21 protein-coding genes are annotated in these 24,304 nt (G+C 62.8%); 4 read left to right on the forward strand and 17 right to left on the reverse strand.

Translation table 11 applies throughout. The features are described from left to right. Positions 1-10 precede the first annotated feature (10 nt). From VBE63_RS04800 to VBE63_RS04875, 16 genes are all read right to left on the reverse strand, one after another. Positions 11-661, reverse strand: a complete 651-nt coding sequence (locus VBE63_RS04800) for a SpoIIE family protein phosphatase (RefSeq protein ID WP_323681858.1) — start codon at positions 659-661, stop codon at positions 11-13. Further along, a complete protein-coding gene (locus tag VBE63_RS04805; RefSeq protein WP_323681859.1) occupies positions 658-1,275 on the reverse strand; it encodes an anti-sigma regulatory factor in 618 nt (205 codons plus the stop codon). Before VBE63_RS04805 ends, VBE63_RS04800 begins: the two co-directional genes overlap by 4 nt. A 1-nt stretch (position 1,276) precedes the next feature. Next, the gene (locus VBE63_RS04810; RefSeq protein WP_323681860.1) at positions 1,277-1,687 is read right to left on the reverse strand and encodes an anti-sigma regulatory factor; all 411 of its coding nucleotides are present in this window, start codon (positions 1,685-1,687) and stop codon (positions 1,277-1,279) included. After that, a complete protein-coding gene (locus VBE63_RS04815; RefSeq protein ID WP_323681861.1) occupies positions 1,680-2,072 on the reverse strand; it encodes an STAS domain-containing protein in 393 nt (130 codons plus the stop codon). The genes VBE63_RS04810 and VBE63_RS04815 overlap by 8 nt, the downstream gene beginning before the upstream one ends. Next, a complete protein-coding gene (locus VBE63_RS04820; RefSeq protein ID WP_323681862.1) occupies positions 2,069-2,986 on the reverse strand; it encodes an STAS domain-containing protein in 918 nt (305 codons plus the stop codon). Before VBE63_RS04820 ends, VBE63_RS04815 begins: the two co-directional genes overlap by 4 nt. Before the next feature lie 50 nt (positions 2,987-3,036). After that, entirely contained in the window at positions 3,037-4,353 is a 1,317-nt protein-coding gene (locus VBE63_RS04825; RefSeq protein WP_323681863.1) for a methyl-accepting chemotaxis protein, read from the reverse strand. Beyond that, entirely contained in the window at positions 4,346-4,720 is a 375-nt protein-coding gene (locus VBE63_RS04830) for a response regulator (protein WP_323681864.1), read from the reverse strand. Before VBE63_RS04830 ends, VBE63_RS04825 begins: the two co-directional genes overlap by 8 nt. Beyond that, entirely contained in the window at positions 4,713-4,967 is a 255-nt protein-coding gene (locus VBE63_RS04835) for a hypothetical protein (protein WP_323681865.1), read from the reverse strand. Before VBE63_RS04835 ends, VBE63_RS04830 begins: the two co-directional genes overlap by 8 nt. Further along, complete coding sequence (locus VBE63_RS04840) at positions 4,967-7,927, reverse strand: chemotaxis protein CheA (RefSeq protein WP_323681866.1); 2,961 nt, start codon at positions 7,925-7,927, stop codon at positions 4,967-4,969. The genes VBE63_RS04835 and VBE63_RS04840 overlap by 1 nt, the downstream gene beginning before the upstream one ends. Continuing rightward, positions 7,927-8,298, reverse strand: coding sequence for a response regulator (locus VBE63_RS04845; RefSeq protein WP_323681867.1), 372 nt, complete (start codon positions 8,296-8,298; stop codon positions 7,927-7,929). Before VBE63_RS04845 ends, VBE63_RS04840 begins: the two co-directional genes overlap by 1 nt. Beyond that, positions 8,295-9,140 carry a protein-glutamate O-methyltransferase CheR gene (locus VBE63_RS04850; RefSeq protein WP_323681868.1) on the reverse strand — a complete coding sequence of 282 codons (846 nt, stop codon included), beginning with the start codon at positions 9,138-9,140 and terminating at the stop codon, positions 8,295-8,297. Before VBE63_RS04850 ends, VBE63_RS04845 begins: the two co-directional genes overlap by 4 nt. Then, positions 9,140-9,772: a HEAT repeat domain-containing protein gene (locus VBE63_RS04855; protein ID WP_323681869.1), complete on the reverse strand. Its 633-nt coding sequence runs from the start codon at positions 9,770-9,772 to the stop codon at positions 9,140-9,142. The genes VBE63_RS04850 and VBE63_RS04855 overlap by 1 nt, the downstream gene beginning before the upstream one ends. 26 nt (positions 9,773-9,798) lie before the next feature. Next, a complete protein-coding gene (cheB, locus tag VBE63_RS04860; protein ID WP_323681870.1) occupies positions 9,799-10,884 on the reverse strand; it encodes a chemotaxis-specific protein-glutamate methyltransferase CheB in 1,086 nt (361 codons plus the stop codon). A gap of 10 nt (positions 10,885-10,894) precedes the next feature. After that, the gene (locus VBE63_RS04865) at positions 10,895-12,499 is read right to left on the reverse strand and encodes a chemotaxis protein CheW (RefSeq protein ID WP_323681871.1); all 1,605 of its coding nucleotides are present in this window, start codon (positions 12,497-12,499) and stop codon (positions 10,895-10,897) included. A 29-nt stretch (positions 12,500-12,528) separates the two neighbouring features. Continuing rightward, entirely contained in the window at positions 12,529-14,454 is a 1,926-nt protein-coding gene (locus VBE63_RS04870; protein WP_323681872.1) for a methyl-accepting chemotaxis protein, read from the reverse strand. Between the two features lie 172 nt (positions 14,455-14,626). Then, positions 14,627-15,505, reverse strand: coding sequence for a DUF6279 family lipoprotein (locus VBE63_RS04875; RefSeq protein WP_323681873.1), 879 nt, complete (start codon positions 15,503-15,505; stop codon positions 14,627-14,629). Between the two features lie 267 nt (positions 15,506-15,772). Between VBE63_RS04875 and VBE63_RS04880 the strand changes: the two genes are divergently transcribed. The 4 genes from VBE63_RS04880 to VBE63_RS04895 all read left to right on the forward strand — a co-directional run bounded on the left by VBE63_RS04880 (position 15,773) and on the right by VBE63_RS04895 (position 23,081). Then, entirely contained in the window at positions 15,773-17,833 is a 2,061-nt protein-coding gene (locus tag VBE63_RS04880) for a diguanylate cyclase domain-containing protein (RefSeq protein WP_323681874.1), read from the forward strand. Continuing rightward, the gene (locus VBE63_RS04885; RefSeq protein ID WP_323681875.1) at positions 17,809-18,192 is read left to right on the forward strand and encodes a DUF393 domain-containing protein; all 384 of its coding nucleotides are present in this window, start codon (positions 17,809-17,811) and stop codon (positions 18,190-18,192) included. Before VBE63_RS04880 ends, VBE63_RS04885 begins: the two co-directional genes overlap by 25 nt. Positions 18,193-18,346: 154 nt before the next feature. Continuing rightward, positions 18,347-21,970, forward strand: coding sequence for a DNA polymerase III subunit alpha (gene dnaE, locus VBE63_RS04890; protein ID WP_323681876.1), 3,624 nt, complete (start codon positions 18,347-18,349; stop codon positions 21,968-21,970). 202 nt (positions 21,971-22,172) lie between these two features. Further along, positions 22,173-23,081, forward strand: a complete 909-nt coding sequence (locus VBE63_RS04895) for a hypothetical protein (RefSeq protein ID WP_323681877.1) — start codon at positions 22,173-22,175, stop codon at positions 23,079-23,081. Positions 23,082-23,171: 90 nt separating this feature from the next. On the opposite strand, the gene VBE63_RS04900 is transcribed toward VBE63_RS04895, so the two are convergent. Further along, a complete protein-coding gene (locus tag VBE63_RS04900; RefSeq protein ID WP_323681878.1) occupies positions 23,172-24,056 on the reverse strand; it encodes a TauD/TfdA family dioxygenase in 885 nt (294 codons plus the stop codon). Positions 24,057-24,304: the final 248 nt, after the last annotated feature.

Raw genomic sequence — 24,304 nt, forward strand, 5'->3', positions numbered from 1 at the left:
ATCAGCGGCGTTAGACATGCTGATAGAGGAGCAGAGAGGCATCATCGTGCGCGCTGGCCCAGCGTTCGAGTAGGGCTTGGGCGATGGCTTGACCAGTGGCCTGGGTGCTGGTCCGCCCGGCGACCTGGCTGCTGGCCTGCCGGGTGGCCCCGCTGGGCTCGGCCCCGCTGAGGGCGTCGGCGATCTGCGCGTCCTCGTTGATCCCGTCGGAGAACATCACCAGCCAGTCACCGGGTTGAAAGTCATGCTGTTCGGGATAGAGATCGCGGTAGCCTGCGCCGACGATGCCGCGCGCCGCGCCGAGTCGCCTGACCTTGCCATGACGCAGTAACAGGGAGCGGATGTTGCCGACCGCGGCATGGGTCAGGCAGTGCGCTTGGAGATCGATATCGGCCATCGCCAAGGCCACGCCGCGAGAGTGCAGCAAGCCCTCATCGCAGTATTGGAAGCGGCTGCTGATGGCGAGCGGTTGCAGGTCGTCAAGCAGCCGCATGACGTTGCAGGCGGCCTGATGGGCACCCTGGCCATGTCCCAAGCCATCGGCCAAGGCGAGCTGGAGCCGGTGCTCGGCCTGTGGCCAGACGCCGATCTGATCGCCGCAGACGGATTCGCCAGGCATCGCACGCAGGGCCAAGCCCAGATTGGCGACAAGGCTGCTCATCGGTCTGTCCGTGGCGACGATTGCCGACCGGGTGCTGTGCGCTTGGACTGAGTCCCTGCTGACGCGGTTGGTGCGGATGCGATCGCCGCTGACGCAGTCGATGCGGGTGCGGCTGTTGCTGACGCGGTTGATGCATGCGCAGGTAACCTGGGCGCAGGCTGGCGCCATTTCACCGCCCGAATCCGGGTGCCCTGATGTGTCGAGGAGTCGATGCTGAACTCATCCATGAGCCGACTGGCGCCGGGCAAGCCGCAGCCCAGACGCGCGCCGGTGCTATAGCCTTCGGTCATGGCCAGCGCGAGGTCGGGGATGCCAGGGCCTTGATCCTCGACCGACAGCTCGATGCCGATGCGGGCGGTTTGCTCGGTGTCGTCGAGGACTCGCAGACGCACGGTGCCGCCGCCTGCGTACACCGCCAAGTTGGTTGCCAGCTCTGAGGTCGCGATGGCCAGATGGTAGGCATGCACCTGGCTGAAGCCGAGACGCTCGGCAAGTTGTCGGGCACCGCGCGCAACCTCCATCACATCGGCCTCGGTGCGGATCGAAAAGAGACGGCCGGCGGTCCCGTTCAAGGCCCGATTCAAGGTCTCATTCAAGGCCGGCTGGCCGATCATCTCAGAGTGCTTTGTGGATGCTGATGACAATACGGGTAAGCCCTGGCTCGGAGCTGATCTGAAAATGGTCGACTAACCGACGGGTGCCGGGGAGGCCAGCGCCAAGCCCGCCGCTGGTGCTGAAGCCATCGGCCATCGCCAGCGCCAGATCGGGGATGCCCGGACCCTGATCCTCGACGGTGACCTGGATGCGGCAGCCCTGGGCGTCGACCTGATCCTCGATCAGGCAATAGCCCTCGCCGGCGTACTGGATGACGTTGCGGGTGAGTTCCGAGACCGCGGTGGCGAGCCGGGTCTGATAGGCGCGGCCGAAGCCAAGCCGGGCACTGTGTTCGCGCGCGGCATGGCGCGCGGTGACGATGTCGTTATGGGTGCGGATGGGGATACGCTCGATCGACGCTGGCTCATTCATCCTCGTCACCGGCGAAACGAATGTCACCCCGACCGGCGATGCGCGTTTTCAGTTGTTCGAGCCCCTGATCGAGATTGAAGGTGCAGTCGGCGCCGATCAGGTCGCGGCCCATCTCGATCAGGGTCATGGCGACGAAGGGCTGCACCCCGCAGATCACCACCTCGGCACCGAGCAGGCGCACCATGCTGGCGGTGTCGTTGATGACGCGCGCCATGTAGGAGTCCACCACATCCAGCGCGGTGATATCGACGGCGACGCCAAGCGCCTCGATCTCGGCGACCTTGTTGACCAGATCCGATTGGAACTGCATCGCCTCGTTATCGGTGAGATCCTCCTGGATCGAGACCAGCAGGATGCGGCCGAGGCGCAGGATCGGGATCTTCATCGTGCGCCACCGTCCATCGCTGAGATGCGCTTACCGGTGATCAGCAGCGCCTCGGCGATCCCAGCGCGCAGGCTGGCGCGGGAGATGACATCGCCGAAGCGGATGCCGAGCTTGGTCAAGGTCTGCGCGCCCTCCGGGCTGATGCCGGTGAGCACCACCCGGCTGCCGAGCAGGCGCGCCGCATCCACGGTCTTCATGATGTGCTGGGCGACGCTGGTGTCGATGATCGGCACGCCGGTGAGGTCGATGACGGTGACCCGCGCCTCGTATTTGGCGATCGCCTCGAGTAGATGATCGGTGACCTGGCGCGCGCGGCCGGTATCGATGACGCCGACCAGCGGTAGCAGCAGGATCTGATGCCAGAGCCGCAGCACCGGCGTCGACAGCTCCATGATCGACAGGCTTTGTTCGGAGATATAGCGATCGCGCTCGGCGAGGGCGCTGTCGAAGGCCTGGCGTGCGATCTGCTCGAAACATTGGTCCAGCCAGAGGATGCTGCGATCCGCTGGGTCTTGCGCCTCGTTGGCGAGCAGTGCCTTCAGCAGCAGATGCTTGAGGTGCAGCAGGAAGCCAAGGGTATCGGATAGGTTGCGCTGCAGGCGCGCCTGCTTGGCGATCAGTTGTTGCAGTTCCGTTTTTAGCGCCGCCTGCTGTTCGCTGCGTTCGCTCGGAAGCGGTGCCGGCTGATCGGACGCATGCGCCGATGCTTGAGATGGCGCCTGGATAGGTTGCTGGGCAGGTTCCTGGTTGAGTTGCGCGATGATGGCCCAGAACAGCGCGCGGAGCGGCTCCATCAACTCCGGATGCGCAGGGTTTAAGCCCGAATCTGCAGCGGTTTGGGAGAGATCGTGCAACCACTGATTGAGCAGTTCATCCTGATGGCTGCTGAGGACCTGAGAAAGAGACAGCGTCATGATAGAGGGTCCTGTGGCGGCGGTTGAACGGCAATAAGGTTGGTGCGCTATCAGAACAGCTCGATGCGGGGGCCCGTGTCGGCCTCGCTGTCCTCGGTGGCATGATCCGGATGGCTGTGCATCGACTCCTTCATCAGGTACTGCTCCAGCAACGCCTGCAAGGCTTGTGACAAGTGTGGCAGTTTTTCGTCGGATGCGTCGTCTGGCTGGTCGTCAAGCTTGGCGTCAGAGGCCGCGAGCTGGGCGAAGGCGAGATAGAGCTCTTGCCGTTGCATCAGTGCATCCTTGATGCGATTGAGCCGTTGACTCTCGACATCCTGATACTGCAACAGCCCGAGCATGTCGGCGATCTGCTCGGCGAGCTCGGTATTGTGTCGTGTTACTACGGTGAACAGCGTCTTGTAGAACTGACGCATGTCTTCGTAGCTGTGCTGCAGCTTCTCGAAGGCCACGGCCACCTGGTTGGCCTGTTCCAGCTCATGACTGGCATTGGCTAGATCGCTCTCGTTCAGACTCTTCTTCACCGCGCCCAAGGCGTGATCAAGGCCGGATTGGATGGTGTCTGCGGCCTCTGCGGAGCGGTTGGCCAGCGAGCGCACCTCGGCGGCGACCACAGCAAAACCACGCCCAGCCTCGCCCGCCCGCGCGGCCTCGATGGCGGCATTGATCGACAGCATGTTGGTCTGCCGACTGATGGACTTGATCGATCCAGCCAGTCCCTCGAGATGCTTGATCTCTGAAAAGATGCTTTCCACCGCCTGATTGTTTTGGCGAATCTTGTCCGGCAGTTCTTGGACGAAACTGGCGATCTTGTTCATCTCGTCGACCCCCTCGCGAATATCCGTTGCCATGTCGCTGGCATTGCTGTCGGAGTGCTGCAGGTAGTCGAGCAGCTTCTGCGCGGAGGTATTCAACTGGTCGACCCGGGTGATCAGGGTCAGGGTCGAGGATTCGCTGTCGCGCACCGATAACGCGAGATAGTCTTGCAAGGCCTGGTCGATGCCGGCGCTGGCGCTGAGTGCTTGCTGGGTGCTCTCGAGCTGGCGGTCAACCATCCCTTGCTCGCGGTTGAGGATGCCGGAGCTGGCGCGAAACAACAGAAGGGCGGCAAGTGCATGGGTGATAAGCAAGAGCCCAGCAAGGGTTAGCGTGAGGGCCGCAGCCTCACTGATCGGCAGCCTCTGCGCCAGTTGCTGTGGCCAGCCATGGCCGACATAGACCAACAGCGCGAGCAGCAGCGTGCCAAGCCCAATGGCCGCGGCAGTGATGAGCTGCAACCGGCGCAAGCGCTCTATGCGAGATGCGTCTTCGGGGAGTTGCAGCGCGGCTGCGGCGTCGCGCAGCCTGCGCAATAGCCGTTCAAGCACCCGGCAGCACCTGCTTGATGACCTTGACCAGATCCGCGCCACTGGTCGGCTTGAGCAGCCAGCCGGTGGCGCCGAGCTTCTTCGCCTCATCGCGCTTGGCCTGCTGGCTCTCGGTGGTCAGCGCCAGGATCGGCACGAAGCGCATGCCGGGCAGGGCGCGTGCCTTACCGATGAACTCGATGCCGCCCATGTTCGGCATATTGATATCGGTGATGATGAGGTCGGGCTTAACGCCGCTTTTCAGCTTGTCGATGGCCTGAACACCATCGTTGGCGGTCTCGACCTTGAAGCCGGCGATCTCCAGACTGGCCTTCAGGCTCATGACCATGGTGGCGGCATCATCGACCACGAGAATGGTCTTAGGCATGGTTAGACTCCATTTCATCGAATGCGATTTTGAGCCAATCCGAGAGTGCAGGATCATCCGGCCAGGATGTGATGGTTGGCCGCAGCGCCATCAGCACCTGCAGATTGGCGGCGTGTAGATGGTGACAGGTGCTGAGGTCGAGCTGCCCATCGCGATGTTCGAGCAGCCACTCCAGCAAGGGCTCGGCCTCCTCGACGCCTAGGATATCGCTAATAACCAGGGTATTTCCATGGATATCCATGCCCATCACAGTAGACCTCTGGGGTTGATGACCAAGAGCACCGAGCCATCGCCTAGCAGGGCGGAGCCGGCGTACCCCTTGATGTTGCCAAGAAAACCGGCGAGGGGCTTGAGGATGATATCCACCGTCTCGAGGCAGTCGTCAACGATGATACCGAGAAAATCGTTCTCGATCCGCACCACCAAGACCGCCAACTCGCGGTCGTCATTGGCGACCTGCGGCTCGCCTAGGCCCAAGAGATCGTTGAGCGCCATCAGCGGCATGACCCGTCCGCGCAAGACCGTGGTCTTTTGCTGCTTGATCGTCTGAATGCTGGTCTCGGGCACGCGCACGGTCTCGGCGACGGCATCCATGGCGACACCGAAGCGCTGCCCGGCGGACTGGATGATCATCACATTGCTCACCGCCATCGACAGCGGCAGCGAGAGGCGCAGGAGCGTGCCCTTGCCGGGCTCGCTCTTCAGGTCGATGCTGCCGTTGACCTGTGCCACAGCGTTGCGCACCACGTCCATGCCGACCCCGCGCCCGGAGAGATCAGAGACCTTGGCGGCGGTCGAGAATCCCGCTGCGAAGACCAGGTTCACCGCCTCCTGATCGCTGAGCCGTTCCAGCGTCTGCTCATCGATGATGCCTTTCTCGTAGGCCTTGCGCCGCATGGTCTCGGGATCGATGCCGCGACCATCATCGGCGATCTCGATCACCACCCGATCCGACTCCGAGCGTGCGCGGATGCTCAGCTGCCCGGCCGCTGGCTTGCCGGCGGCGCGGCGCTCATCGGCTGTCTCCAGGCCGTGATCGAGGCTGTTGCGGATGATGTGCACCAGCGGATCGGCCAGGGATTCGATGACATTCTTGTCGGCCTCGGTCGATTCACCCTCCATCACTAGATGGACTTCTTTGCCAAGCTTCTTCGCTGTATCGCGCACCAGCCGGGGGAAGCGCTGGAAGACGAAGGACACCGGGAGCAGACGGATCTGCATGATCGCGTCCTGCATCTCATCAGCGATGCGATGGATGGTGCTGTACTGGCCCTTGATCTCGCGCGCCAGATCACGCACGCCGAATACCTTCTCGGCGCGGGCGGCGAGATAGGGCAGGGCATTCTTGGCGACGATCATCTCGCCGATCAGGCTCATCATGGTGTCGATCTTGACCTGATCGACCTTGATCGCGCTGGGTGCGGCGTAGTTGTCCTCGAGCCGACGGCCAAATTTGCGCGGCGCGGCTTGAGCACCTGTGGGGGCGCTTGCAGTGTTGCTGGCCTGGGTGCCACCTGGAACGCTTGAGGCCGCGCCGGCGGCTTTGCTGACCCCGGTCGCCGAGGGGGCATCAGCGGAAGCAGGCGTCGCTGAAGTCTCGAACGAGGCGGCGTCGGCGAGCGACGCGGAAGCAGCGGACAGGCTGGAGGCATCGGCAGCAGCGGGGGCCTCGGCGATGGCGGCCAGGTAAGGCGTGCCCTGTCCCTCAATCCAGTCGCGCAAGGGATGCGGGCTGTCCTGCTCCAGCGCCTGCTCCAGCGCCGTCTGGAGGGTCGTCAACGCGGCTTCATCGCCAAGGCTGCCGAAGGCCGCACGCAGGCTGGCGGCAACCGCGCGCAGGCGACCCTGAAGCCAGTCCGGGTGATCTTCCAACGCCAGGATCTCGGCCTGGGTTTGCAGGATACCGGCCAGGGGCTCGCCGATCGACAAGCGTCCGGTCTGCTGTTCTGCTGGGGTGCGGCTGTCTCGCTGATCGGCTGTTGGTTGCGCTTCTGGTCGCGCTTCAGCCTGGGTTGACGCTTGGACTGGCGGAGCGCCTGCCGTCGAATCCGACGGCAGCGCCGCCATCGCCATCGGGTCCTCCAGTTGGCGGATGCGCGCCAACAAGGCTTCAGGCAGCGCCTGATCCTCGGGCTGCGTTTCCAGTAGCAGCAGCAGCCAGCGCATGGCCGAGGCGATGCGCAAGCCAGGTGCTGCAAGCTCCAGCAGCACACGGCTGCTCTGGATCAGGCTCGGCAGGTCGCCCTGCGCGAGCTGCTCGCTGGCAGTCTGCAGATAATCGGCGACGGGCACGCCGTCGTGTTCTGCGCCGGTCGGGATCGGCAAGACTTCTAGGGTGATCGGTCGGACCTGGACCTGATCGGGCACATAGCGAAAATGCTCGGCAAGGCTGTCGCGGTCCATCGCAGTGATGCACTCGAAGCGCAGCAGACAGCGGTAGGCATCCAGGGTCTCTGGATCTGGCCAGGGCTCACGAGCACTCAATGCGCGCCATAACGGCCGGTCGACCTGAATGATCTGGAAGAAGGGGTCTTCGCCCTTGAAGAAACACTCTTCCTCGGGCTCGTAACAGATCCAGAAGAAGGTCTCGCCGGCGAGCGTTTGTCGATACAGCTGCATGCGCAGGGCTTCCGGCACCCGGGCAAGCGCGGCGCTGAGATCCGAGTTTGCCGACGGGATTGACCCCGAAGCAGTGGCTGGCCCGGTTCCTGCCCCAGCCCCTGACGGGCTGGTCGAGTCGCTGGTCGAGGCACCAGCAGGCTGGCCCGTCGACGGGACTTGGCTGGCAGCGGTGGCTTCTGACGGGTCATCATCGGGCTTGAGCTGCTGCAATGAGCGCGCCAGATCGACGGCGGCCGCCGAGCGGTCGGCATTGGCCGGCAGGTTGTCGCTATCGGCCTGCTGGATCTCGTCGAGCACGGCCAAGACGAAGTCCATCGCCTCGAGCAGTTGGTCGGCGAGCGCCTGCGAGTAGGTCGCGCGCCCGGCCCGGACCGTATCCATCAGGTCCTCGGCCGCATGCAGGACCCGGATCATCTCCGGCAGATCGAACAGGCCGCTGTTGCCCTTGAGCGTATGCACCAGCCGGAACAACTCGCCCATGAGCGCCTGGTCATCGGGCCGGGTCTCCAGTTGCATGAGCTTTTCGCCAATGGACTGGATGGCATCACGCGACTCACTGAGGAACTGTTCCAGTAATGGAGTCATCAGTCTTGCCACTCCCCGAGCAGGCCTTGCACATGGGCCAGCAGCTGTTCAGGCTTGATCGGCTTGAGGATGTAGAGATTGGCGCCGGCAACCAGAGCGGTGTGGCGATCACTGGCAGAGGATTCGGTCGAGATCATGATCGCTGGGACCTGAGGTACATCCAACTGGCGCAGTGCGCGTAAGAAGCCATAGCCGTCGAGCTTCGGCATATTGACATCAACCAGGTACAGATCGAAGGGCGCCTGTTCGAGCTTTTCCAGGGCTTCCAGCCCGTTGATCGCCTCGTCGACCATAAACCCCGCTTTTTCAAGGATTTCACGGTGATAGAGGCGCACTGTGGCGGCGTCATCAATGACCAGAATGCGTTTCATCGCGCCTCCAGGGGTTTCTGATAGACGATCGCTTCGGGAAACCGCCGGATGTCGAACAGCGGCGAGATACGGCTCATCGCCTCGGAGTGCCCAAGGCAGATGAAGCCACCGGGGTTCAGGGCATCAAAGAATGACTCTGCCGTCTTCTTGCGCGAGATGTCATCGAAATAGATCAGCAGATTGCGACAGAAGATGACATCAAAGTGCCGGTGGCTGCGCATGTCGGCGCTATCGCTGACATTGACCTGGGTGAATTCTACTGCTTCGCGTAAGGTTTGCCGTACCTGATACTGCGTGCCGACGCGCTGGAAGTATTTCTTCAACAGCGGTTCCGGTACATGCTGTACGGCGCGATCGCTATACAGACCTTGCTTGGCCTGTTTCAGGATCTGGGTGTCGATATCCGAGGAGATGATCTCGACATCCCACTGCCGCAGTAGCGGCCAGTGCTCGAGCAGGTAGATGGCGATGCCATAGGGCTCCTCGCCGGAGGACGATGGCACCGACCAGATCCGAATCGGCTTGGTCGAGGTGCGCCGCGCGACGATCTCGGTGAGCATCGAGCCGACCAGACATTGAAACTGATACTCCTCGCGAAAGAAGTAGGTCTCATTGACCGTCATCAGGTTGATCAGCGCCTGCAATTCGGCGCCCGAGGCCTGGAAGCGCAGCAGGGTAAAATAACCGCGAAAGGTCTCGTTGTCGGTTGCCGCCATGCGCTCGAGCAGGCGTTTGTCGACGAAGTAACGTTTGCCGTCCTCGAACAGCATGCCCGTCTTGCGATAGAAGAATTCCCTGAACTTCTGGAAATCTTCGTCGCTGATCCTCGGTTGATTCAGCATCAGGCTTCGTCGGCCTCGATGCGCTTGAGGGCGAGATCAGCGGCAAACTGAATGTAAGGCTCTTCGGCGAAGCGCTGCTTCAGGGATGCCAGTGCAGCCTTGGCCTGATCGCTGCCAACCTCGCCGAGCAGATCGACCGCGGTGGCGCAGACGTTCACATGGGGGTCCTCGCTGATGACCTCGATCAGCCATTCCTCGACGCGCGGATGCCGCAGGGATTCGAGCACATCGACGGCAAAGATGCGCACATCGGGATCGGCGTCCTTCAATAACCGCCCCATGAAGGGGGCGACCTGATCGGGTAATTCCTTCAACACCTCGATCGCGGCATTCCGCAGCATCACATCTTCGAGATAGAGACAGTCGATCAGGCCCTGGATCGCCGTCTCGTTGCCGATGCCGGTCAGTGCGGTCAGGATCACCTGGCGCACACTGTTTTCCGGCTCGCGCCGCAGTTGGGTCAGCAGGGCGGCGGCGGCCTCTGGATGGGCCTCAAGATCACGCGCCGCCCAGCGCCGCGTGAGTGGATCCTCAGCTTGCAGGGCGTGCAAGAGTCCGTCCAGATCGCGCGCCTGTTGACGCTCGCCGGGCACATCGGTCGCCGGCGTCGGTTTGCCTTTTTTGAGTCCCATGGTCTGTGTTGGCTGGTCTCGTGTGATTAGCCGGCGTTGACCCACTGAATAATCTGTTCGGCGATGTGCTCCATCGAGAGCACCTTGGTGGCACCACCGCGGTTGATCAGTTCTGCCGGCATGCCGAAGACCACGGCCGATTGCTTGGATTCGGCAATGGTGCGGGCGCCGCGGCGATTGAGCTCGGCGAAGGACTCGGCCCCATCGTAGCCCATGCCGGTGAGCAGCACGCCAATAACGCGCTGCGGATCACAATGCTGGAGCACCGATTCACCGAGCAATTCCACCGAGGGATGCCAAAGATGCTCGGCGGATTCCGGGCGCGAGCTGACCATCAGCCGGTTCGCCCGGCGCACCACCACCATATCCGCGCCACCCCGGCCGATGCAGATCTGTCCGGCCTCCAGCAGCTGCGGCCGCTGCAACTCGAACACCTCGAGCGCGCACAGGCCATTCATCCGATCGGCGAACGGGCGGGTAAAGCTCGGCGGCATGTGCTGAGCGACCAACACCGGCCAGGGAAAGTTGGCCGGAAGCTTCGGCAGGATGTCCTCGAGCGTGCGCGGGCCGCCGGTGGAGACGCCGATGATCACCAGCCCATCGCGGCTCGCGGTCTGATCGATCACCAGTGGTGAGCGTTTCGGTGTCATCGGCTGCGTCGCCTTGGAGACGCTCAGATCGCCGCGGATGCGGGCCGCCAACCCGCGCGACTTCTTCAGATGCGCCCCAGCGGCGGCGCGCACCTTGGCGATGATCTCGCGCTCGATCTCGGCGATCGACAGCGAGATGGTGCCATCGGGCTTGGGGATGTAGTCGACGGCGCCAAGATTGAGCGCCTCAAAGGTGGAGAGGGCGCCCTTCTCGGTCAGCGAGGAGACCATCACCACCGGCACCGGACGCTCGGCCATCAGCAGCGACAGCGCAGTGAGGCCATCCATCTGCGGCATGTTGATGTCGAGCGTGATGACATCCGGCTCGAAGCGGCTGTTCAGCTCCACCGCCTCCTCGCCATTGCGCGCGACTTCGATCTGGAAGTCGCCCTCGGCCTGGAAGAGGGTCTTGAGCTGTCGGCGCATCAGCGCCGAGTCATCGACGATCAGCAGCTTGATCACGGCCGTGCCTTCATGCTGTTGGCGGTTCAGCCTCGGCCTGATCGGCTAAGCTGGCCAGCTCCTGGCGCTGCTCACGGGCGATCAGGTGCGTCGGGTCGAGCAACTGGATCAGGCGCTTTTGCTTTTGCATATTGGCGACACGGGTGATCAACTGCGCCTGCTCCGCGGACAACTGCGGCGCCGGCTCGATCGCGGCATGAGGGATCTTCAGCACCTCGGCGACGACATCGACGATGAAACCAATCCGCACGCCGTCGAGCAGGAAGACCATGATGCGTTGCCGATCATTGCGCTCGACCCTGGGCAGACCCAAGCGTCGGCGCTGATCGATCACCGGCAGCACCGAGCCGCGCAGATTGATCACCCCCTCGACGAAGGCAGGCGCCTTGGGCACATGGGTGAGTTCCTCGGGCACGCGCACGATCTCCTGCACGCTGGCGATCGGCACACCGAACTCCTCCTTGTCGAGCCGGAACACCACCACCTGTTCTTCGTCGTCGCGCTGACCCTCCTTGCCGTTGCGTTCAGTGGAATCGGACTCTTGCATCGTATTCAAGCTGTCCAAGGCCTCTTGGATCGATGAGTGGCGGAACAGGTTGCGAATCGAGATCACCGAGACCAGGCGTTTGCCGCCCTCACCGAGGCGGCAGATCTCGGTGATCTCCTGCAGATTGCCGCTCGCGGCCAACAGGGTCGGCATTGCCTCGACGGCCGAGGTCGGCACCCGCAGGACTTCATTGACGCTGTCCATCACCAGGCCGACGGTGACGGTGCCCAGGCGCACCACGACGATACGGCTATGCTCGTCGGCGGTGCGCGGCGGCAGCTCCAGCAGGCAGCGCAGCGAGACCAAGGGCAGCAGCCGATTGCGCAGATTCATCAGGCCCAGCACGTGCGATTCAGTACGCGGCACCTTGACGATATGCTCGGGCAGTTGGACGATCTCTTGGGTGTGCTCGATCGGGATCGCGTATTCCTGCTCGGCAACCTGGAAGCTGACCAGTTGCAGCTCATCCTGGGTTGCATCGGCATCCTCGGTTGCGGCCCCGGACTCTTGGCCCAGGCTCGCCGCACTGGCCGTGCTGGCCACCTCGAGCTGGTCGATCTCGGTCAGCTCGAGCCCGATCAGGCGCTGGAAGTCCATCACCATCACCATCTCAAAGCCGCCGACGTTCTTCAGCAGGCCGGAGAGCATCTCGGTGTTGACGGTGGTGCTGAGGCCGCGGACGTCCTCGATCTGCTCCGGCTCCACCGCCACCACACTGCTGACGCGATCGACGACGAAGCCCAGCGGCTGCCCCAAGTCGATGACGAGGGCGCGCGAGGCGTCATCATCATCGCGTTCGTCGAAGCCAAACAGGCGCCTCAAGCTGATGATCGGCAGCACCTTGCCGCGCAGGTTGGCGAGGCCGAGCAGGGTGTCGGGCCCCAGTGGCACGCGCACCACCTCGGGCACGCGGATGATTTCCTGGACGGGGGCCATGTCGACCCCAAACACCTCGCTACCACAGACGAAGATGACGAATTGGCGAACATCGGATTCGTTATCCGGGCTCGACGACTGAGTCTCACTGCCCACCGCGGGCGGGGAGGCAGCGACCGTTTCGTTGGTCATGAGGATCTCCGGCTAGACGGTGGGTGCACTCAGGCGCTCTGTAGCTCATCGGCGAGGGAGGCAATTTCCTCGATGGCGGCGGCCAGCTCTTCAGCGCCCTGCGCCTGCTCGTTGGCGGCGGAGGCGGCCTCGGTGGCGGCCTTGTCAGCCTCTTCGGCTGCGGAGGAGATCTGCTCAACGCCGGTCTTCACCTGGGCGATGGACGCGGCAATCTCAGTAGCAGCATCGAGAACATCGACGGTGCTCTTCTGCACTGCGGAAACATCGGCCTCGGCGGTTTTCAAGCCGGTGGTGATCGCGCGCGCCTTCTGCGCCTCGGCATTGGCGGCGTTGATGTTTTCTTCCAGGTCACGCCAGACGGTGTCGATTTGATCCTGCACGGCCTTGACCAGATCCTTAATGCGGTCGGCATTCTCGGACGAGTCGTGGGCGAGATTGCGGATGTCGGTGGCGACGACCACGAAGCCCTTGCCGAACTCGCCCGCCCGCGCCGCCTCGATCGAGCCGTTGACCGCGAGCATGTTGGTCTGGATCGAGACCGTCGAGATGGCATCGACAATCTTGTCGATATTGCGCGACACCAGCTCCAGATTCTTGATCTGGCGCAGACTCTCGCGCGATGACTCGGCCGATTCGGCGACGCCGTTGATCAGGCTCTCGATGCTGGTCTGATTGGTCTTCAGCAGCTCACTGATGCTGCGAATCTGCGCATCGGCCCCGGTGGCACGTTGTTTGGCGATCTCCAGCCCTTTCTCGATCTGCGAAACGGCGGTGGCGGATTGCTCGGTGGCGGAAGACTGCAACTGCGCGCTCTTGCGAATCTGCTCGATGGCCTCGGAGACCTGCGCGCTGGAACGATTGATCTCCTGCACGGCTGAGGACAGCTCCTCGGCGGCCGAGGCGACCTCTTCCGCGCTCTTGCTGATGTCGGTCGAGCTTCTCAGCTCCTCGGCCAGATCCGAGAGATTCTGCGCCGCCTGCTCGCATTGCGCCAGGGCCTGGGTCTGTTCGGCGACGGTCTTGGCCGTCTCTTCCGCCGCAGAAGATTGTTCCTCGGCGGCGGTGGCGATCTCCTCGGTGCCCTGTAGGGCCTGCTTGGTCGCCATCTCGGACTCCTGCGCGCCGGCGGCGATCTCTTGGATCGCGGCAGTGATCTCGACGGAGTCTTTCTGGATCTGGGCGAGCTGCTCGTTGATCAGCTTGCCATTCTCGACCTCGGCGCGGACCTTGGTCGCGGAGCTGTTGATGCCCTCGGAGATCAGCTTGACCTCCTTTTGAATCTGAGCAACTAGATCCTGGATCTGCTTGGCACTCTTCTCCGAAGTCTCGGCCAGGGTGCGCACCTCATCGGCGACCACAGCGAAGCCCTTGCCGTGGTTGCCGGCGCGCGCGGCCTCAATGGCGGCATTCAACGCCAGCAGATTGGTCTGATCGGCGATGCGCACCACCGCATTGACGATATCGCCGATATTCGCCGCCTGCTGCTCGAGTTCGGAGACCATCTTCACCGACTCGCCCTGGCGCTCGGCGCTGGTGCCGACGTTGGCAATAAAGGTCTCGATCTCGCTGCCAACATTCAGTATTAGCGCCTTCAGCGATTCGACCTTGGTTTGCGCGCCCTCGGCATTCTGCAGCTGATGGGTCAGCGCGGTGGTGACCTGTTTGAAGGCGGTCAGTGATTCCTGCGAGGCACCTGATGCCTCCTCGGCGCCCGAGGCAATTTGGTCCGAAGCGCGCTTTAGCTCCTCGGCCGCAGAGGCCGCCTCATTGATACCCGAAGCGAGCTGCGCCGTGGCCGAGGCGATGCGCTCAGCGGCTTGCTGCTGCTTGGCCAGGGTGCGCGCGCGCTTGCGCTGAGCTTCCGCTTCGCGGGTGGCGGCGGCATTGGTGGCACGGGTCTCAGTGGTGCTCGCAGACGCAGAAGAGCTGTCGGGATTTTTTTTGACGAGGGCCATAGCGGTTTCCTAGACGGATGATCGTGGGCAGATGTCTGAGGCGTTGTGTTGACGAGAAGGGTCGCCGAGGCGCAGCGCCGCCGCCGATGGACTATATCAACTTTATTAGGGTTGTTGCCGTGAGATTGTTCACATCTTTATCCTCGCAAAAGCCAAGGCTTGATCTGGTTCATCACGACTCAGCCGGTGCTGCACAGTGCATCTGCTCGACGGTTGGATGGCGTTGCAGGCGCATGAAATCCCGCTGCAACCCCTCGAGCCGGCCGAAGAGGCGCTCGCGTTGGTCGTTGCTCAGGGTTGGTTGCAGACGCAGGAGCAGATTGGCGAAGGCCTCGCGCAGCGCTAGTTGAGCGTTGGCTAAAGCGCGGGGTAGATCCTGAAAGTCGACCAACCACTGGGCCAGGAACTGCTCGATGGCGGCTGCCGAGGCGTCGCTTCGGAGCAGGGCGATCAGCGCCTCACGCTGGGCATGCCGGTAGGCGTACCAGGCGGGTGCGGTGTCCGGAATGCGACGGGCAATGTCGCGTACCAGCCCGCGCTGCTCGGAGCTCAGTTCACCGAACCACCAGCGCAGGTTGTCGACATAGCGCTCGGCGCGTTTGCGCGCGCGGCGCGCGGCATCCTCGGCATTGGCCTTGGCGGCGTCTTCCTCGTGCTCCTCGGCGAAGGTCTTGGCCAGCGCGTCGATCTGTGCTGGGCTCAGGTTGGCGAGCAGCGGCGCCGCGGTGGCGGTGGCGATCTGGGCATGACGCTGGTAGAGGGCTTCGAACTGATCGAGCAGGCAATCGACATTGGAGCGGGTGAAGCCGGTGCGCGCATGCTGCGCGACCTGCTCGAAAAAGCCTGCCAGATAGGGCAGTTCATCGGCGCGATGGCGCTCGAGTGCCGCCTTGAGCCGGGGCGACCAGTCGCGCCTCTGGGCGCCGTCGAGGTCGAGATAATCATCGGCATAGCGCGTGATGAAAAAATCAGCGGTGTTGTAAGCCAACTGCAGGGTCGAGCAACTTGCTGTGAGCAAAGCAAGGGAGACCGCGGTGAAGAGGATGCGCATCGGTTTCATGCCTAAATTTTAGGGTCGATTTCAGGGCTAATCTCGTTGCTAATGGCGGCGTCAACCGGTTTAAGGGGTTCATGGGGGACTTCTACGATCGGGATCAGGCGATCGGGATCAGGCGATCGATATCAATAAAATCGACAATGTTGCGTGTTTGTGAAGCCATTCTCAGGCAATCTGGGCCGCATGATGAATCATCGCCCGGTGACCTCATCGCCCGATGATCATGTCTGGCACCTCCCTTCAGACCTGTGCTCCATCTCCATGACGCCATCTCGCCCTGGCACTGCCCAAAATCGTGTCGGTCAAGCCCAGATCCGGGGTATCAGACGCTTTCAGTGGCTGTGGATACTGGCCTGGACGCTGGTGATGGCAGCGCTCACGGCCTGGATGATGACCGATTATTTGCGTTCAGCCGATGCGCTCGACCGCATCCATGCGCGTGCCTACATCGAGCGAGACATCGCCTATCGGCGCTGGAATGCGACAAAAGGCGGTGTCTATGCCCCAGTGAGCGAGCGGACGCCGCCGAATCCCTACCTGGAGGTGCCGAATCGCGATGTCACCACGGACCAGGGGCAGCGCCTCACCTTGATCAATCCGTCTTACATGACCCGCCAGGTGCATGAGCTGGTGGCGGCTGGCTCAGACGTGATTGGTCATCTGACCAGCCTTGATCCACTGCGTCCAGAGAACGCAGCGGACGCTTGGGAGCGCGAAGCACTGCTGGCCTTTGAACAAGGTGTTGAGGAGGTGAGCGGCGTCACTCAGATTGGCGAGCAACGCTACCTGCGGCTGATGCGCCCCTTGGTGACCGAGGCGGCTTGCCTGAAATGCCATGCGGAGCAGGGATACAGGCTCGGCGATATCCGTGGTGGGATCAGCATCTCGATTCCCTACGCATCCTTTGCCGCGACCCGTCAGCGGCAGATCCTGAATCTGGCGGTGGCGAATCTGGGTATCTGGCTGGTTGGCCTGACCGGGATCATCCTGGGCACGCGAGCCTTGGTCGAAGGGGTGGTGCGGCGTGATCAAGCCGAGGCGTCTATTCGCGAGAGCGAGGCAAGATTGAAAGGCATCTTCACTGCCGCTCCGTTTGGCTTAGGGCTGATCAGGCATCGCGAGATCAAGAGCGCGAATCGTCGCATGAGCGAGATCACCGGCTACAGGCTCAACCAGCTCCTAGACCGCAATACGCGTTTTCTTTACCCGTCTGAGGCCGACTATCAACGGGTTGGGCGGGAGAAATACGCGCAGATTCGTGCTCAAGGTCTAGGGGTGATCGAGACGCGCTTTCGTCGCCAAGACGGCCAGATCATCGATGTTCGCATCAGCTCATCACCGCTGGATCGACAGGATATCAGCAAAGGGATTGCCTTCAGCGTCGAGGATATCACCGAGCGAAAACGCGCCGAGGATCAGCTGCGAGAGGCGGCAGCGGTGTTTGCGAACACCACCGAAGGCGTGACGGTCACCGACCTTGAAGGCCGGATTCGTGATGTCAACCAGGCCTTTTGCACGATCACGGGCTATCAACGCGACGAGGTCATCGGTCAGAATCCGCGCATTCTGCAGTCGGGACGTCATGATTCCGCCTTCTATGCAGCGCTTTGGAACAGCTTGCTGCGCACTGGCCAATGGCGCGGCGAGATCTGGAATCGACGCAAGGATGGGGCGATCTATCCCGAGTGGCTGAATATTAGTCTGGTCAAGGACGAGCAAGACGTGGCAACGGGTTATGTGGCTGTCTTTAGCGATATCACCCAGATCAAGGCCTCCGAGGAGCGACTGCACCATCTGGCCCATCATGACAGCCTCACCGGACTGCCCAATCGGTTGTTGCTGGAAGGGCTGCTTGAGCGGGCGATCCAGTCCGCCTTGCGCAATCGCTGCCGGCTCGCGCTGGCCTTTGTTGACCTCGATCGTTTCAAGCAGGTCAATGACCAGCTCGGCCATCGCGCTGGTGATACGGTGCTGCGTGAGGCCAGTCGCCGTTTGCGCGCCGCCTTGCGGGCCAGCGATTCGGTCGCGCGCGTCAGTGGTGACGAATTCGTGGTTTTACTCGAGGAACTCTCCCTGTCGGATCAGGGTCAGCCAGTGATCCAAAAGCTGTTACAGGCTTTTGAGTCGCCGATCGAGATTGAGGATCACAGGGTGCCGATGACCATTAGTATCGGCGTGGCGCTTTATCCTGACGACGGCAGGGATGCGGACGTGCTGCTGCGCAATGCCGATATCGCGCTGTATCGCGCTAAGGAGGAGAGCCGTAATACCTATCGTTACTTCACCGGGACCGAATCATGCCTAAGCTGTCCACCCGTCTGACCACCTTCTACGATGGCGGCTGCCCGCTCTGCAGCCGCGAGATCGCCCATTATCGCAAGATCGACCAGGAAGAGCGGATTCACTGGGTCGATATCACCCAAGAGGCAGACAGGCTGGCGAGCGCAGGACTTGATCTGTCGAGCGCGATGCGTCGACTGCATGCGCAAGAGGCCGATGGCCGTTTGCTCAGTGGCGTCGACGCCTTTGTCGCGATCTGGCAGCGACTGCCAGGCTGGCACTTGCTCGCAGGCTTGGTCACCGGGCTGCGACTGACAGGACCCCTCGAATGGGGCTATCGGCGCTTCGCCGAGCGGCGGTTTCGACGCCGCTGTGCGGAAGGCGCTTGCGCGATCGACTAGTTGCCGGTTGGACTGAGACGGCTGTCTTGTCCGGCGACCTGGTGGTGGCGACTCCGAGCGGCTGAACCGACTGGTCTGGTGCGAGCCGCAGACAGCATCTAATGCAATCGCTAGACTAGGGTGCCTTCCCTCCCGCTGATCTCTGGAGCGCGCCTTGTCGTCGGAGCCCCGTTTCATTCATCTACATCTGCACTCCGAGTACTCGCTGATCGACGGTCTGGTGCGGATCAAACCGCTGGCGAAGGCCGTTGTGGCGGCGGGGATGCCCGCGGTTGCCGTCACTGACCAAACGAATCTCTTCTGCCTGGTGCGCTTCTATAAGGCCGCGCTGGCCGCTGGCGTCAAGCCCATCGCCGGCAGCGAGCTGGCGGTGCGCAATCCGGCTGATCCGGGCAAACCGCATCGATTGGTGCTGCTGGTGCACGAGGAGCGCGGCTACACGGCGCTGACCCGGCTGATCTCGCGTGCCTATACCGAGGGGCAGAAGGACGGCATTGCGCAGGTCGAGCGTGCCTGGGTGCTCGAGGCCGCTGACGGGCTCATCGCGCTCTCTGGCGGCACCGGTGGCGACGTGCAGCGCGCCTTGCTCAGCGGCTATCAGGAGGAGGCCGAGCGCCTGCTCGACGATTGGCTCAAGGCCTTCGGCGACCGCTACTATCTCGAGCTGATCCGCACCGGGCGGGAGGACGAGGAGCGCTGCGTGGAGGCCAGTGTCGAGCTGGCGATTGCCAAGGGCGTACCGGTGGTGGCGACCAATGATGTCGCCTTCCTCGCCGCGGATGATTTTGAGGCCCATGAGGTGCGCGTCTGCATCAATAGCGGCCACACCCTCGATGATCCGCGTCGCCTGCGCCGCCATAGCCCACAACAATACCTGCGCACGCCCGAGGAGATGGCCGAGCTGTTCGCGGATCTCCCCGAGGCGCTCGAGAACAGCGTCGAGATCGCCAAGCGCTGCAACCTGACGCTGCGCCTGGGCGAGACTTTTTTGCCCGATTCGCCCGTGCCCGAGGGGCTCAGCATCGACGAACACCTGGCCGCCGAATCGCGCGCCGGGCTCGAATGGCGGCTCGATCGGACCTTCGATCGCAATGCGCCCGCCTTTACCGAGCAGCGCCGCGTCTACGACGAGCGCCTACAGCTTGAGCTCGATGTGATCTGCCAGATGGGCTTCCCGGGCTACTTCCTGATCGTCGCCGACTTCATCCGCTGGGCCAAGGATAACGGCATTCCGGTGGGGCCAGGGCGCGGCTCTGGTGCCGGCTCCTTGGTGGCTTATGTGCTGAAGATCACCGATCTGGACCCGATCGAGCACGAGCTGCTGTTCGAGCGCTTCTTGAATCCCGAGCGCGTCTCGATGCCCGACTTCGATGTCGACTTCTGCATGGACCGCCGCGACGAGGTCATCGACTATGTCGCCGGCAAGTATGGCCGCGAGGCGGTCTCGCAGATCATCACCTTTGGCACCATGGCGGCCAAGGCGGTGGTGCGTGATGTCGGTCGGGTGCTCGGGCATCCCTACGGCTTTGTCGACAAGATCGCCAAGATGGTGCCCTTCGAGCTGAAGATGACGCTCGACAAGGCGCTGGAGGAGAGCCCGGACTTGGCCGCCGCCTACAAGGACGATGAGGCCGTCACCGGCATCATCGACATGGCGCGCAAGCTCGAGGGCATCGCCCGCAATGCCGGCAAGCATGCTGGCGGCGTGGTGATCGCGCCGACCAAGCTCACCGACTTCGCACCGCTCTACTGCGAGCCGGACGGCGACAACCTCGTCACCCAATACGACAAGGACGACGTTGAGCAGGCCGGGCTGGTCAAGTTCGACTTCCTCGGTCTGCGCACCCTCACCATCATCGACTGGGCACTCAAGACCATCAATGCCGAGCGCCAGGCCAAGGGCGAGGCGCCGCTCGATATCAATCTGATCGACCCGCATGATGCGGACGCCTTCAAGCTGCTCAAGTCCTGCCAGACCACGGCGGTGTTCCAGCTCGAATCGCGCGGCATGAAGGAGTTGATCCGCAAGCTGCAGCCCGACAGCTTCGAGGATATGACCGCGCTCGTCGCCCTGTTCCGACCCGGCCCGCTGCAGTCGGGGATGGTCGACGATTTCTGTGATCGCAAGCACGGCCGCGCCGATGTCGCCTATCCGCATCCGGACCTAGAACCGATCCTCAAGCCCACCTATGGGGTCATCCTGTACCAGGAGCAGGTGATGCAGATCGCGCAGGTCTTGGCCGGCTATTCGCTCGGCGGCGCCGACCTGCTGCGCCGGGCGATGGGCAAGAAGAAGGCCGAGGAGATGGAGAAGCAGCGCGCGATCTTCGAGCAGGGCGCGACCGAGCGTGGGGTCGACCCGAAGGTGGCGACCTACATCTTTGATCTAATGGAGAAATTCGCCGGTTACGGCTTCAATAAGAGCCATTCAGCCGCCTACGCGCTGGTGTCTTACCAGACGCTCTGGCTGAAGGCGCATTATCCGGCGGCCTTCATGGCTGCGGTGCTCTCGGCGGATATGGACAACACCGACAAGGTCGTGACCTTGATCGATGAGTGCCGGAGCATGCGGCTCAAGGTCGAGCCGCCGAGGATCAACCGCTCCGAATTGAGGTTCACCATCGACGGTGATGAGACGGTGGTCTACGGGCTGGGTGCAATCAAGGGGGTTGGCGAATCGGCGATCGCGTCGATGTTGGCGATGCGCCAGCAAGGCGGCCCGTTTGAGGATCTCTGGGCCTTCTGTCGTCGCATTGATCTGCAGAAGGCAAACAAGCGTGTGCTTGAGGCGCTGGTTCGAGCGGGAGCCTTGGACGAGCTGGGCGAGAATCGCGCCACGCTGGTCAACAGGCTGCCGTTGGCGCTTAAGCTTGCCGAGCAACATCATGCACAGGAGGCGGCCGGGCAGGGCGACCTGTTTGGTGCGCTGGATGCCACGCCAAGCAAGACCGCGGCGGTGGTGCCGGACCCGCAGATCGCAGCGCAAACATGGCCAGATTGGGATGAGGATGAGCGCTTGCTGGGCGAGAAGGAGACGCTTGGGCTCTATCTGACCGGGCATCCGATCAACCGCTATGAGGCCGAGCTGAATGCGATGGTCTCGCAGCGTATTGGCCGGCTGCTGGAGACGGCTCAGGGGCTGGGAGCGACCCTTGGACCGCGCGGGCAGGATCGCGAGCAGCGCACCCTGGTCGGCCTGATCATGGCGATTCGCGCCAACAAGACCGCGCGTGGTCGCATGGCCACAGTGACATTGGATGACCGCACCGGCCGCATCGAGGTTACCCTGTTCCCCGAGCAGTTCGAGCAGGTGCGACATCTGCTCGTTCCGGATGCGATCATTGCGGTCACCGGCAGTCTGCGCCCGGACAATTTCACCAATGGCTGGACGCTCACCGCCACCGAGGTGCGCACCCTTGCCGAGGCACGTGCCAAACTCGCCGATCATCTGGCGCTGCGGCTCGATCTCAGCGACCCAGCTGCGCATGCGAGCGGCACGGGCGTGGTGCAGGCGCTGGCGACGGCGCTTGAGGCTGATCGGCTTGAGACCGGGCTGCCCGTGCTGCTTGAGTATCGGCGTCCAGGCGCAGCGGTGGTCATGCGCCTCAGCGCGATTTGGAAGGTCGAGCCGAGTGATGCCATGCTGAAACGGTTGCGGCAATTGCTGGGCGCGGATGCGGCGGTTGAGGTGGTCTATCAGCGAAGCCTGCCGAGGCGCAGCCAGGCGTCCGTGCCAAGGCAGGTGCAGGTGTCAGACGAGGCTGTGGTTGCGGCTTAGTCACAACCCACATCTGGAGGCCGATTGGGCTCATAATGGGCCAAACTGGCGCCTGATGGCTCGCCAGAGAGGGGCCTTGGGCCCAATATTCTCTGCTGTCCATGTGGTTACGCCTTGAACCCAGACGCGGATTCAGGCAGTCTTCACACGGTTTTGGCCTGTCCCATGTGCGGCGCGAACTTGCCCGAAGAGGAAGATTTCAGTGAGTGAGAATAAATCCGGTCTCAGTTCTTTACTTGAGACCTTTAACCAAAAAGACATCGGCATGCTGTCGGTCCAGGCTGTAGCGGTGTTCTTGGTCGTTGGTACTGCCTACGTTCTGCTGGCGGATGACAAAGGTGATGCCCCGCTGCCGCCCTCGACGGTCGCTGCTAACCTTTCGCCGATTGGTCAGGTTGCTGTGACGGCGCCGGAGCCAGAGCCGGCAGCGGAAACGACACCTGAGCCTGCTCCAGCGGCCGAGCCGGAGGCATCCGCGGACGATGCCGCAACCGCTTCGACGGAGCCCGAGACTGCGGAAGAAGCACCCGTGGAGGCTGCGACAGAAGAGACCGCAGAAGAGGCGCCTGCCGAGGCCGCTGAAGAAGCGATCGCCGAACAGGCACCCGCCGAGGCCGAGCAGACCGCTGAATCAGCGGCTGCTCCGGCCGCGGAAGTTGAGGCGGAAACTGGGGCTGATGCCGGCGAGGCTGAGGTCGCAGAGACGGCTGCGGCGCCTGCATCAGAAGCAACCGCCGAAACGGCAGCGGCAGCCGACGAAGCCGCTGAGTCTGAATCAGGATCGGCCTCAGCAGAAGAGCTCATGACTGCGTCAGAGACCATGGCCGAGGCGCCCGCTGAAGAGTCCGCGTCTCCTGCCGCTGAGGCTCCAGCCGAGCCGGGTGCCGCTGAAACAGCAAGCAGTGAACCCGAGACGGATGCCGATGTTGAGGAAGCCAGCGTTCCCGCTGAAGCACAACCGCTCCCTGTCGCGCAGCAGCCGCCGGCGCAGATTCCTGGTACCTTCACACCGCCGGTCGAGCAACGCAAGTTCATGCCAAGTCGGCCTATCCCGACCTGGGGTCCGCAGTTCTCGCCGATGCCCCCGCGTCCTGTACCGAGCCCGCGCTAAAGGAAACAGGGGGCCGCGCCGGCGGACTGGGAACGCCACGATCCACTCTGGGGGTCGTGGCGTTTGATGGTTTCGGGGTGGTCGAACAGCTCAGGTATCAGCAATGCGTCGGTAATAACGGGCGCGATAGAGCAGTCGGGTTTGATCGGCGCTGTCCTCGAAGCGGCTGCGGCTGTGCAGGACGTTGTTACAGACGAGCCCCCAACCCGGATCGAGCCGCGCCTCGAAGCGGGGTGTTCGCGGATCATCAAGCAAGCTGCGAATCGCTTCTACCGCCGCCTCGGTCTGCGCGTTTGGGCGCCACTGGATATTGCGCCGTCGGTCGGTATAGCGCAGGGCGAGATGGCCAGCCTCACCCCGGCGGAACACCGGTCCGATACTGGCAGGCCTTAGCTCGACGCCATCGACGATGTTGGCCGGAATCGTCATCGCGGCTGGATGGGTCAGCGCCCTGATGTAGAGCGGGTTGCGCTCACGCAGGCGGATGTAGAGCATTTCCGGATCGATGAGTCTATTGACCCCCCCCGCAGCGGCTGGCCGCACACAATGCAGGATGAAGGCATTGATTTGCCGTGTTGGGGCGTTGTAATAGCCATCGGTGTGCCAGGCGATGGGCCGGTCGGTGTAGGGGATGTAGCCGCGACGCAAGGCATCTGTCTGCACGCTGAGAGCGGTGATGGCATCCTCATCGGCGCCTGGGTTGTGATCGAGCTGCCCCAGCCCGAGCTGCTCACCGAGCCGTCGTGGAATCAGCTTGTCGGGGTCGCTGTCGAGTGCCGTCACATAGATCGCCAGGTTCGCGCGCCGACATCGGTCGACGATGGCCTCCTGCTCGGCATCACTGAGCTGGCGCGGGTCGCGCACCTCGACGATCAGCTCCTCGAGTCGCTGCGGCGCCTGGGCAAGCTTCCGGTCGCGCCAACGGGCGTAGTCGTCGGGGTGATCGAGGCTGAGAAGGGCATCGAGATGAGTCATGGTTGTACGCGTACAGAAAGGACGAGCAAAGCCCCTATATTCTGGGCAAGAGCGGGCTATCTACAGGTACAGAGCGATGTCTAGCAAGGGTGACAGGGAGTTCGACTGATCCGCGTCGCCCAGGAGGCTGATTCGCACAAGGGTCCATCCTCTTCATATTTTGTCTACGAGATTGCCTTGTCTACGCGCCGCCAAGATACGCTGGCAGCTATTGCCCAATGCCTCCTCAAGGATCGCCGCCGGCTCAA

Source organism: Lamprobacter sp. (assembly GCF_034860625.1).
Lineage (GTDB): Bacteria > Pseudomonadota > Gammaproteobacteria > Chromatiales > Chromatiaceae > Lamprobacter.